At 40.7% G+C, this 12,888-nt stretch carries 8 protein-coding genes and 1 pseudogene; 5 read left to right on the forward strand and 4 right to left on the reverse strand.

The window, feature by feature from the left end; genetic code table 11:
- The first annotated feature begins 195 nt into the window (after positions 1-195).
- Positions 196-564: a helix-turn-helix domain-containing protein gene (locus ACFIME_RS04680; RefSeq protein WP_375684570.1), complete on the forward strand. Its 369-nt coding sequence runs from the start codon at positions 196-198 to the stop codon at positions 562-564.
- Between the two features lie 1,450 nt (positions 565-2,014).
- Here ACFIME_RS04680 and ACFIME_RS04685 read toward each other — a convergent pair.
- Positions 2,015-3,250: an MFS transporter gene (locus tag ACFIME_RS04685; RefSeq protein ID WP_375684598.1), complete on the reverse strand. Its 1,236-nt coding sequence runs from the start codon at positions 3,248-3,250 to the stop codon at positions 2,015-2,017.
- Positions 3,251-3,764: 514 nt separating this feature from the next.
- On the reverse strand, positions 3,765-3,890 hold the full coding sequence (locus tag ACFIME_RS04690) for a hypothetical protein (protein ID WP_375643223.1): 126 nt from the start codon (positions 3,888-3,890) through the stop codon (positions 3,765-3,767).
- Positions 3,891-4,429: 539 nt separating this feature from the next.
- On the opposite strand from ACFIME_RS04690, the gene ACFIME_RS04695 reads away from it, so the two are divergent.
- Together ACFIME_RS04695 and ACFIME_RS04700 are read left to right on the forward strand one after the other, a co-directional pair.
- Positions 4,430-4,801 (forward strand): helix-turn-helix domain-containing protein, encoded by a 372-nt coding sequence (locus tag ACFIME_RS04695; protein WP_375633318.1) that lies wholly within the window; start codon positions 4,430-4,432, stop codon positions 4,799-4,801.
- A 748-nt stretch (positions 4,802-5,549) separates the two neighbouring features.
- Positions 5,550-5,920: pseudogene (locus ACFIME_RS04700) on the forward strand (helix-turn-helix domain-containing protein).
- A 413-nt stretch (positions 5,921-6,333) separates the two neighbouring features.
- Here ACFIME_RS04700 and clpB read toward each other — a convergent pair.
- Complete coding sequence (gene clpB / locus ACFIME_RS04705) at positions 6,334-8,913, reverse strand: ATP-dependent chaperone ClpB (RefSeq protein ID WP_375684571.1); 2,580 nt, start codon at positions 8,911-8,913, stop codon at positions 6,334-6,336.
- Between the two features lie 655 nt (positions 8,914-9,568).
- On the opposite strand from clpB, the gene ACFIME_RS04710 reads away from it, so the two are divergent.
- Positions 9,569-10,381, forward strand: a complete 813-nt coding sequence (locus tag ACFIME_RS04710; protein WP_375684572.1) for a DUF3472 domain-containing protein — start codon at positions 9,569-9,571, stop codon at positions 10,379-10,381.
- A 494-nt stretch (positions 10,382-10,875) separates the two neighbouring features.
- Here the strand turns inward: ACFIME_RS04710 and ACFIME_RS04715 are convergent, their stop codons facing one another.
- Positions 10,876-11,136 (reverse strand): hypothetical protein, encoded by a 261-nt coding sequence (locus ACFIME_RS04715; protein ID WP_375684573.1) that lies wholly within the window; start codon positions 11,134-11,136, stop codon positions 10,876-10,878.
- A gap of 988 nt (positions 11,137-12,124) precedes the next feature.
- Here ACFIME_RS04715 and ACFIME_RS04720 point away from each other — a divergent pair.
- Entirely contained in the window at positions 12,125-12,496 is a 372-nt protein-coding gene (locus tag ACFIME_RS04720; RefSeq protein WP_375684574.1) for a helix-turn-helix domain-containing protein, read from the forward strand.
- The last annotated feature ends 392 nt before the right edge of the window (positions 12,497-12,888 follow it).

Here is a 12,888-nt window from a genome sequence, read left to right on the forward strand (position 1 = left end):
GATCAATAAGGGATAGTAAAGCCCTAAGCTCTAGCGTAAGAATGAACCCACTTTGTGGGTGTCCCGGGATTCCGGGAGTTTTTGCTATGTCCAGGTGTGATAAGCACTAAAAGCAAAAATGCTGACTAGAGCTCAGTACTTTACTACTCCCGGAATACCAATGCGAGGGCGCTCGCAACCGGAGGGGGGCTTGAAGTGCAAACTAAAAATTCACATTTCAACGACATTTCAATAGGTAAAAGAATCCGTTATAGACGTATTTCAATGGGTCTTTCTCAAAAAGAGTTAGGAAGCCATTTAGGTGTCAGTTTTCAACAAATCCAAAAATATGAAAAAGGTTTAAATCGTGTAAGCGCGGGGTGTTTGCTCGAAATTGCTAAAAAACTAGAGGTTCCTATGAACTTTTTTTATGCGGACCTTTTAACAGCAGATATTCCCACAAAAGAAACTCTCTTACACCACGATCAAGACACATACAGCGAAAAAGAACACGCCCTTTTAAAAAACTTTAGAGAGCTCCAGCCGAAAAAACAAAAAGCAATTTTGTGGTTAATTTCTGATTAGACAAAAGCGCATCAATCGACATCCTTTGCCAATATTCCCCTCTGCCTAAAGCCTTGCCGCCTGATACCACCACATCTCAAAAAACGGTTTACGGCACCGGTTTACGACATCATAGGATAACAAACTTCAAAATAGGATAAAAACACCAAAACCTTGGAAAAACATCCCCACCCCTCTCACAGAATCTTATCAAAAGATCTCTTCTGATTTAAACGCACAATTCCGATTGTATCATTATGATACCTTTTTACATTTACCTTGTCAAGTTTTTATATTTTTGTGTTTTTCTTTAAGGGGAGCCACATCCCTCAAAACACCTTTTCTGCAAAATGCCCCTCATACAAAACACAATGTCTAAAACAACAAGAGCTAAAATAGGCTTCCCCCTAAATAGGCTTTCATTGTATTGCTCATTCACCCACTTATTAAAAAAAACACCTCTCAATGCTTCTCACACCCATTTCACGGATATCCCCCATACAAATATAGATGCAACTATAATTGTTAAGCTCCGCATAGAATATAAACGCCCACCACGAGATTTTTCTCTCTTCACATCTCTTTAACACATCAGCTCTGCAATCTGTTCACAGCCATTCCCCACACACTCTTCTCCAGAAAACGCACTTCAACAACACTCTTCATCCCAACTCTCTCCTCCATTCACGAAGACACTTCCCCCAATCCTCGCACCACATTCCATGCCATGATAAAAGCTCTCACAAAGCACAAATCCTCCGCTTCATTTTACAGATTCACATTTCTACGCTTCTCCACATTTACAAAACGAAGCCAAGGAAAGGTTCACCACCCCGCACCGCTCTATAAACAATAGTCTATAAACGAACCCAGCTTTTTGCCTAGTACCCCTTACAGTCTTCAGACGTCCCCCTCAAACGACAGCACTTCGTCAGGCTCAACAAATCAAGCCCTATCTCCTTAAAAACCGCCATCCTTCACGCATCTCTTTGCACCAACGCCTTACCCACACTCTCCCCCTATCCATGCGCACTCTCTTCATCCTCCATTCCCCCTTTTTCTCTCCCATCACACACTCACAACTTAACAGCACTCTTCATCCCAGCGTTCCCCGCTCCATTCACAAATACATCCCCCAATTCTCGCACCACATTCCACGCCCCCAAAAGCCCAAAGTGACCAAAAACACGCACAATATATAAACCACAAATCCCCCACTTCACTTTTACAGATTCACATTTTTACGCTTCTCCACATTTACAGAACGAAGCCAAGGAAAGGTTCACCGCCCCGTACCACTCTATAAACAACGGTCTGTAAAGAATTCAAATGCTTGCCTAGCAAGTTTCTACCACTGACCACTCATTCGTTTCAGATCACCCCCTTCAAAGAGCGGTGTTTTTACCTCATGAATAAGATAATTAGCGAACCGTCTTTAGAAAAAAGAAACGGCATGGAGATATCAAATATATCAATGGTCGTCATCGACTGTCGTGTTAAGAGGTGTTAACTCTTTATTTTTCTTAATTTTTGCAACGCCAATAATTCCCGTGGAAATAATTAATGCGGACATAGCTAAAAAAGAGCTTAACAATCCCACGAGTGCCAAAAGTCCAGCAATAAAGCCAGACATTGCTTCCGCAGAGTTTGCTAAAGTTGAAAAGGTTCCAAAACTCTTACCAAAATCTTCACGACGAGAATATAATTGAATAGCTGAGACTAAACCAATATCCACAAAGGCACCAATAAATCCTAAAACAAATGCTAACACGAGAAGGAATTTTAAATAAAGTCCAGCAGCTAAAGGCATAACAAACAGGATAACCCCATAAAGAAGCCAAAATATCATGAGCTTCAACGATGTAATATTTAATATAATTTTACTATAGAACAAACCACCAACAATAGTTCCAACAGCCATGAGAGAAAAAATATAACTCACAAGGCTCTCCTCTCCCCCCACAAAAAGAACAAAAGCTGGAATTAAAAATCTTAAAATAGCACCCGTAAAGAGAATAGCAAACGACGATCCAACGAGCGTAATAAATAAATTATTATTTTCTGTAGAAATATATTTAAGATATGAAGCTGTTTCTCGATAAATTTTTATAAAATTGAATGATTTATTCTCGCTTGAATTTAAATTCATGAGATTAAATAACACGATAATAGATATAAAATAGGTAAAAAAATCAAAAATGAGTACTGCCGATTTATTTGCTAAAAAAAGCAGTATGGAACAAACCAAAGGGCCAATGACGGCTGCCGTTTCCATGATAATTTGAGCAATGCTATTGGCCTTTGTAAGATCTTTTATTGAAAACATTCTGGGAATAGCAGCTTGAAAACTTGGTTGGAAAATACTTCTTCCTATCGTTGTACATATTGCTGCAAAAATAAGAACAATGATATGTGCTGTACCTGTTATATAAGTTATAAAAACAAACAATGAAGCTAATAATCTAACAACTTCACTTAAGATCATATTTTTCTTCAAAGAAAAATTATCCGCTAACCAACCTCCTATAGGGCCAAAAAAGAGAAAAGGGATAAATCGAAAAAAATACACAAGACCTGTAAAAAAGGTGTTATCTGTTAATTCTAAGACCAGTAAAATAAAAACAACTTCATAAGCATAATCACCAACTTTGGAAATAAAGAGAGAGCAAAAAAGAGCTAATGGACTCTTTTTTAAAAACAAATTCATATCAACCATCCAATTTTAAACTTTGCTACACTTAAAGTTACACTTCCTTCGCTACAATTGGTGATATGAACTTCAGAAGAGTCTTTTATTCTAATAAATCGCTTAATAAGTTAAGTGAAAACTTTTAAAGAAATACTCCTCTTGATATAAGCATTTACTCTAATATCAAGTAATATCTTTAAAAAAAGAAAGAATGTAAAAATTATGAGATCACAATCTTCCATATTATTACATTGACCTCCACCCCACGTCTCAAAGAATGAAAATTCCCAACCAGCACTAGTCTACAATCCCACAATAAAAAGCAACTTTCCCCACAAAATAAAGCTTACACCCAACCACTTCTCAAACGACAGCACGTCATCAGGCTCGACAAATCAAGCCCTATCTTCTTAAAGCCGCCATCCTTCACGCATCTCTTTGCACCACCGCCTTACCCACACTCTCCCCCTATCCATGCGCACTCTCTTCATCCTCCATTCCCCCTTTTTTCTCCCATCACACACTTAACAACTTAACACCCCTCTTCCCTCCAGCTTCCCCCTCCATTTATGAAAACACTTCCCCCCAATTCTCGCACCACATTCCACGCCCCCAAAAGCCCAAAGTGACCAAAAACACGCACAATATATAAATCCACAAATCCCCCACTTCGCTTTTACAGATTCACATTTTTACGTTTTTACATCTTTACAGAACAAAACCAACGAAAAGTTCACCACCCCGCACAGCTCTATAAACAATAGTCTATAAACGAATCCAGCTTTTTGCCTAGTACCCCTTACAGTCTTCAGACGCCCCCCTCAAACGACAACACTTCATCAAGCTCAACAAATCAAGCCCTGCCCTCAAATATTCTAGCTCTTCACTCCCCCTAAAAGAGCAGTGTTTTACGGCATAATAGAATAGAAAATTTTTGATTTTTCTTGCCAATCTTCTGAAATTACTTTATCACTTAAAGTGTGATTTTGATCGTCCACGCAACGATCAATAGGGAGTTGAAGACCCGAAACCTAAACATAAATTTATCCCGCTTTGCGGGTATCCCGGGATTCCGGGAGTTTTTGCTATGTCCAAGTGCTTCTCAGCACTAAAAGCAAAAAGCTGATTTAGGTTCAGTATTTTCAACCTCCCGGAATACCAATGCGAGGGCGCTCGCAACCGGAGGGGGGGCTTGAAGTGCCAACTAAAAATCCACATTTTATCGATATTTTGATAGGCAAAAGAATTCGCCACAGACGCATTTCCATGGGGCTTTCCCAAAAAGAATTAGGAAGCCATTTAGGTGTCAGTTTCCAACAAATCCAAAAATACGAAAAAGGCTTAAACCGTGTAAGTGCCAAATGTTTACTAGAAATCGCTCAAAAACTAGAAGTTCCTATGAACTTTTTTTATGCAGACATTGCCACAAAAGAAGATCTTTCAACAAAAGAAACCCTCTTACACCACAATCAAGAAACCTATAGCGAAAAAGAACACACCCTTTTGAAAAATTTTAGAGAACTCCAGCCGAAAAAACAAAAAGCAATCTTGTGGCTAATTTCTGATTAAGCAAAAGCGCACTAATCAACATTATTCCATTCATATCCCCCTTAAGTCAAATTCAAACCAGCTCCCCTTCAAAGAGCAATGTTTTACGGCATAATAGAATAGAAAATTCTTGATTTTTCTTGCCAATCTTCTGAAATTACTTTATCACTTAAAGTGTAATTTTGATCGTCTACGCAACGATCAATAGGGATTAAAGGTCCTAAATCCGAGCGTAAAAATGAACCCGCTTTGCGGGTATCCCGGAATTCCGGGAGATTTTGCTATGTCCAGGTGCTTTGGCACTAAAAGCAAAAAGCTGAGTCAAGTCAGTGTTTTTAACTCCCGGAATACCAATGCGAGGGCGCTCGCCCCTAGCGGGGGGCTTGAAGTGCAAACCAAAAATCCACATTTTATCGACATTTCTGATTAAGCAAAAAACGCGATTTATAATCCATATTTCGCACTTTTTTAAAAAGTACCCAATCTTATAGTCTTTGAGATTATTTTGATTTTTCTTGCCAATTTTCTGAAACTACTTTATTACTTAAAGGGTGAGTTTGGTCGTATACGCGACGATCAATAGGGAACTGAAAGCCCGAAACCTCGATACATAAGAATGAACCCACTTTTGTGGGTGTCCCGGGATTCCGGGAGATTTTGCTATGTCCAGGTGCGATGAGCACTAAAAGCAAAATGCTGATTCGAGGTCAGTGCTTTCAGGCTCCCGGAATACCAATGCGAGGGCGCTCGCAACCGGAGGGGGCTTGAAGTGCCAACTAGAAATCCACATTTTATCGATATTTTGATAGGCAAAAGAATCCGTCATAGACGCATTGCAATAGGGCTTTCCCAAAAAGAATTAGGAAGCTATTTAGGTGTCAGTTTCCAACAAATCCAAAAATACGAAAAAGGCTTCAATCGTGTAAGTGCCAAATGTTTACTGGAAATCGCTCAAAAACTAGAAGTTCCTATGAACTTTTTTATGCAGACATTGCCACAAAAGAAGATCTTCCCACAAAAGAAACCCTCTTACACCACAATCAAGAAACCTATAGCGAAAAAGAACACACCCTTTTGAAAAATTTTAGAGAACTCCAGCCGAAAAAACAAAAAGCAATCTTGTGGCTAATTTCTGATTAAGCAAAAGCGCAACGATCAACATTATTTGTTAATATATCAAACAACAAAACATCCTTAAGTCAAATTCAGATCAGCTCCCCACACCCCTTCAAAGAGCAATGTTTTACGGCGGATAAACGGCATTTCTCTTTAACGCTTTTACGCACAAAGCAATAAAGCAATAAAGCAATCCCGCTTGTGACTTCACTTATAACATTGCAAGAAAATAGTTTTCACGACAAACAGAAGTAAAAGAATCCTACGATATTCGAAAACGCTGATTTAACATGCAAAAACACCAGCCACTCCCTTTGCTTTGCAATAAAATACCGCTTGTCTCATCGTGATCTTTCTAAATCAGCACGCTTCAAAGAGCGGTGTTTTATCGCATAATAGGATTATCACCGCCCTTTATACCATGAATTTTTCCAAACTTAATCTTCAGGCAAAAATTCCAACCGATCTCCTTGTTTTGTAATTTTCACCGTTGTCTCATCGTGAATTTTTCCAAATAAGATATTTTCCGCCAATGGATCTTGAATTTCCTTTTGGATAATCCGTTTAAGCGGTCGTGCACCATAAAGGGGATCATAGCCTTTATCGGCAAGAAATTTTCTCACCTCTGGCTCGATTTGCAAAGTTATTTTGCGTTCATTGAGCAAATTTTGCAAATGTTGTATCTGGATATCAACGATAGCTTCCATATCGTGACGTTGCAGCCTTTGAAAGAGAATAATCTCATCAATACGGTTTAAAAATTCAGGACGGAAAGCCGCTTTAACGACATTCATAACATCATTTTTTGCCTGATCGGTTGTTTGCCCTTCAGGCAAAGCAGTTAAAAACTCAGCACCAAGATTAGAAGTCATAATCAGCAAGGTATTACGAAAATCAACGGTACGTCCTTGACTATCGGTCAAACGTCCTTCATCGAGCACTTGCAACAAGAGATTAAAAATATCAGGGTGTGCTTTTTCAATTTCGTCAAACAGAATGACCTGGTAAGGTCTTCTACGTACAGCCTCGGTCAGCACCCCACCCTCTTCATATCCAACATATCCAGGAGGTGCCCCAATCAGCCGCGCCCCAGCATGTTTTTCCATATATTCCGACATATCGATGCGCAACATGGCATTGGAGTCTTGGAAAAGAAAAGCGGCAAGAGCTTTGGTTAATTCGGTTTTCCCCACACCAGTAGGACCCAAAAACATGAAAGAGCCAAGCGGCCGATTAGGATCTTGCAACCCTGCACGCGCACGACGTACAGCACGAGAAACAGCTTGAACAGCCTCTCCCTGCCCAATCACACGTTTGCTAATTTCATCTTCCATCCGCAACAGCGCCTCCCGTTCTGCCTCCAGCATTCGATCAACAGGAATACCGGTCCAGCGCGAAACAATCCGCGCCACATGTTCAGCAGTAACCGTCTCTTCAACGAGATGATTTTGTTGGTCATCATTTTCCGCAATACTCAATTGTTTTTCGAGTTCAGGGATAACGCTATAAGCGAGCTCTCCAGCGCGTTGGAATTGTCCATCACGCTGTGCAATAGCCAAAGCATTACGGGCTTCTTCGAGTTGTTTTTTCAAATCAGCAGCATGCCCTAATTTTTGTTTCTCAGCCTGCCAAGCACTTGTCATCTCAGCGGACTGTTGTTCCAATGTTTTCAGTTCCTCCTGCACATTTTTCAAACGTTCTTTTGCTGTTGGCTCGACATCTGTTTTCAAAGCTTCCCGTTCGATCTTCAACTGTAAAATACGCCGATCAACAGCATCGAGTTCTTCCGGCTTTGAATCGACCTGCATGCGCAACCGCGCCGCCGCTTCATCGATAAGATCAATAGCTTTATCCGGCAAGAAGCGATCCGTAATATAGCGGTTAGACAAACGCGCCGCCGCAATCAAAGCACTATCAGCCAAGCGCACTTTGTGATGTTGTTCATATTTTTCCTTAATACCGCGCAAGATAGAAATAGTATCTTCCAAAGAGGGTTCAGGTACAAAGACAGGTTGGAAGCGGCGTGCAAGAGCAGCATCTTTTTCGACATATTTTCGATATTCATCGAGCGTAGTAGCGCCCACACAATGGAGTTCTCCGCGTGCAAGAGCAGGCTTTAACAAGTTAGACGCATCCATAGGACCATCAGATTTTCCTGCTCCAACAAGATTGTGCAATTCATCAATAAAGAGGATAATTTGTCCATTTTCGGCTTGCACCTCTGCCAGTACCGCTTTAAGGCGCTCTTCGAATTCTCCACGATATTTTGCACCAGCGATAAGCGCTCCCATATCCAGCGCATGAAGCTGTTTATCCCGCAAAGTTTCAGGCACATCGCCATTGATAATGCGCAGAGCTAACCCTTCCACAATAGCTGTTTTCCCCACCCCAGGCTCACCAATCAACACGGGATTATTTTTGGTACGCCGTGAAAGCACCTGAATAGTGCGGCGGATTTCCTCTTCCCGCCCAATCACAGGGTCGAGTTTTCCTTCACGGGCATCTTTTGTGAGATCCCGGGCATATTTTTGCAAGGCATCATATTGTCCTTCAGCATGGGGGCTTGTTGCTGTTTTTCCTTTCCGCAGCGCATTAATTGCCCGATTAAGCGCTTGCGGGGTCAATCCTCCACTTGTTAAAATATCGGCTGTTTTTGCGGTCTTTTCCATGATCAGCGCTTGCAACATGCGCTCCACGGTCACAAACTGATCACCGGCTTTTTTCGCAATATCCTCAGCCAGCGCGAAAACTTTTGCCAATGGCTGAGAAAGATAGAGCTGTCCATTTCCCCCCTGCACTTTAGGCAAAGCATCAAGTGCTTCTTTTAGCGCCTTTTGAATAAGAGTAAGATCACCACCAGCGTTTTGGATAAGCGATGCAGCCAATCCTTGAGAATCGTCTAACAACACTTTCAGGAAATGCTCCGGCATAAACTGCTGATGATCAGAAGCAAGAGCGCTATTTTGTGCTGATTGTAAAAAACCCTGCACGCGTTCGCTATATTTTTCCAAGTTCATTTTTTTTCCTTAAATCTCAAGCCATCACCACACTTTAACCTCTCCAATATTCCACAAAAGAAACATCCAGAAAGGATTATCCAGCCTCTAAAAAACACCGCGAAAAAAGCAGCATGAAGAAGAACCATAGTGCTAAAAAGAATATGGGTTTCTACAAGCCTCATAGCAAGAGGGAGAAAAAAAATACGCTATCATTTTAAATAAAAACCGCAACTTTTCTTATACCCCCCATCATCACTCCCCTTTTAAACCATCACCCCTAAATTCCACCATTAAAACTTAAATTTGAACAGCAGAAAAGAGCATGCAAAAACACTTTAAACAAAGTAGTCTTTACAGCATATAGTTTATAGTAAACATTAAAGTATTTTTTCTAATTTTACTTAACAAAACATTGAGTATAAGCTTTAATATTTATAAACTTACACTATTTTTATTAAGATAGAGGATTTGAGTATGTACCATACTGTAAAAAAGGTTACTTTAATACTTTTATTTCTTCTAATAAGTAAACCAAGCTATGCCGTTTTTGCCGGCAAAGTTATTACAATAGAGCATACATGTCCTGAAAATGCATTATTTGATCTATTTGTGTTCACCCAGCAAGTAAATTACGATGGTGGGCCTAACTCCATCTATTTCTGGGGAAATAAATTTGAATTCCAAAACGGGAAAAGTGGACAAATTGATTTTTTCAACAGGAGCGGCCGTACCATTCATTTTTCTATCTGGAATGCAACGGGATGGAAGGGTAATACATGTAAGCATTTTACTCAAGAAGGTTCAAGGAGTACGATGTGAAATCAAGTTTCCATGGGAGATGGGACGCAGATATCGATTATATGTTGAAAAAAATGAAAATCTAGTTACAGCGACAGTAGTCGATTTTATAACGGGTAAAAAAGTGAATATTGGGACCATAGAAGTACCAAATACATTTGGACAACTCCGTAAATCTTCAAGTTTTGTTGAAGACCATTCTCGTTGGAAGAGACATCTCTCCTCCTGTTATGATTTAAGTCCGCAAAGTTCGATTTTTTTTGAGCCTCAAGGCATAAAACAAAACAAGCTACACGAAGGGAGTCTGAAAGCTTCTAATCAAGGAAAGTGTCAAGATTCTGACTTCATCCAAACATCATGTACGTTCACTTTTTGCATGACAAGTATAAGCGACCTTGGAGGTTTAGCCTCGCCTACTACTAAACCAGAAATACCCATTTCCAATGGGAAAGATCTGTCTGCACAAACAATTTCTAACGTCTTGAAACAAAAAGAGCTTGTCGTTATTCGTTCAAAAGATCGTTCTTGGGCACCCAACATCTTTTTGCCATCTCCTGATTTATTTAAGTGGAAATCAATCTTTATAGATCATCTAGCGGCTTTCAGTTCTACGCTTCACACCACTCACGGCACACAAAAGATAACCACAGGTCAAAAGATTATGTATATGTCTGATGAAAAAACTTAGAAGATTATGAAAAGAAACTAGCTTTTTTCTTCTTGATAAGCCCCCTCACTCCCCTTTGAAAACAACTGGGGGTGAGAAAGTTTTTTTTCATTTCCCCACCACGGCTCCCTTTCCCAGTTATTTTTTCGAGCCCTGCTCTCATCCCTTTTAACTTCCCTCGTCACCAGACTTTCCAGGGCATTTTCTCCATTCTCACCCCCTTTCAAAACCACAATACCCTTTAATAAAAAGCCTCACCTCCCTCTTCTATCACCCTCACACCATCCCTTCACCGCATCCCTTTGCACTTACCCCCGCCTCTTATCCACACCCTCCCCCCTTGTCCATAGGCACTCTCTCCATTCCACGCACTCCTTTTTCTCTCCCATCACACATTCACGACTTACAGCACTCTTCATTCCAGCTTCCCTCCTCGATTCACAAGCTCGTTCTCCCCCCCATTTATCTCACCCCATCCATGCCAGATAAAAGCCCAACGTGACCCCAAAATTAGCTCACCTCATCACCATACTTTCCAGGGCATTTTCTCCATTCTCACCCCCTTTCAAAACCACAACACCCTTTAATAAAAGCCTCACCCCCTCTCTATCACCCTCACACCATCCCTTCACGCATCCCTTTGCACTACCCCGCCTCTTATCCACACCCTCCCCTTGTCCATAGGCACCCTCTCCATTCCACGCCCCCCTTTTCTCTCCCATCACACATTTACGACTTACAGCACTCTTCATCCCAGCTTTCCCCGCTCCACTCACAAATGCATTCCCCCATTTATCTCACCACATTCCACGCCATGATAAAAGCATACACACATTACAAATCCTCCGCATTATTTTACGAATATACGTTTTCACGCTTTTACACATTCACAGAAGTCAGCTAAATAAAATTTCCACATCACCACCCCGCACCGCTCTGTAAACACTGTTCTGAAAACGAACCCAGCTTTTTGCCTAGTCCCCTTACAGTCTTCAGACTACCCTCCTCAAACGACAGCACTTCATCAGGCTCAACAAATCAAAGCCCTATCATGAATATTCAAGCTCTTCACTCCCCCTTCAAATAACGCCGTTTTACGGTATAACAGAATAGAAAATTTTTCATTTTTCTTGCCAATTTTCTGAAATTATTTTACAAATTTAAAAATATTTTTGATCGTCTACGCAGCGATCAACAGGGAAGAAGAGCCCTAAGCTCTAGCGTAAAAACGAACCCGCTTTACGGATATCTTCAGATTCCGGGAGATTTTGCTATGTCCAAGTGCTTTAAGCACTAAAAGCAAAAAAACTGACTCGGATTCAGTACTTTTAGACTCCCGGAATACCAATGCGAGGGCGCTCGCAACCGGAGGGGGGGCTTGAAGTGCCAACTAAAAATCCACATTTTATCGACATTTCTGATTAAGCAAAAGACGCGATTTATAATCCATATTTCGCACTTTTTAAAAAGTACCCAATCTTATAGTCTTTGAGATTATTTTGATTTTTCTTGCCAATCTCCTGAAATTACTTTATCACTTAAAGTGTGTTTTTGATCGTCCACGCAACGATCAACAGGGAACTAAAAGCCCTAAACCCTAGCGTACAATTGAACCCACTCTTGTGGGTATCCCGGGATTCCGGGAGTTTTTGCTATGTCCAGGTGCGTTTCCGCACTAAAAGCAAAAAAGCTGACTAGGGTTCAGTACTTTTAGACTCCCGGAATACCAATGCGAGGGCGCTCGCAACCGGAGGGGGGCTTGAAGTGCCAACTAAAAATCCACATTTTATCGACATTCTGATAGGCAAAAGAATCCGCCACAGACGCATTTCAATGAGCCTTTCGCAAAAAGAATTAGGAAGCCATTTAGGTGTCAGTTTCCAACAAATCCAAAAATACGAAAAAGGCTTCAATCGTGTAAGCGTAGGGTATTTACTCAAAATCGCTCAAAAACTAGAAGTTCCCGTAAACTTTTTTTATGCAGATATTGCTACAAAAGAAGATCTTCCCACAAAAGAAACTCTCTTACACCACGACCAATACACCTATAGCGAAAAAGAACACACCCTTTTAAAAAATTTTAGAGACCTCCAGCCGAAAAAACAAAAAGCAATCTTGTGGTTGATTTCTGATTAAGCAAAAGCACAACAATCAACATTATTCGTTAATCCCTCTAAAATATAAGCTTCAGATCACGCCCCCTCAAAGGAGAGTGCTTCAAAAGGCGCTACAAACAAGCCCACCCCTAAAATATTCAACACACACGCGCCCATACCTAGATACGGAAATTGATATGCCTGATATCAACCTCAAAAAGCATTTTTTCACAGCATAAGAGGATAATTCTTGAGATCCAAAAATATTTTCATTTCTCTTGCCAATCTCCTGAAATTGCCTTATGAATAAATACTGTAAGTTTGGTCATATACGCGACGACCAATAGGGAACTGAAAACCCGAAGACTTGACACATGAATTTATCCCGCTTTGCGGGTATCCCGGAATTCCGGGAGATTTTGCTATGTCCAG

This window comes from Bartonella sp. AP1QHHD, assembly GCF_042196265.1.
Taxonomy (GTDB): Bacteria; Pseudomonadota; Alphaproteobacteria; order Rhizobiales; family Rhizobiaceae; genus Bartonella.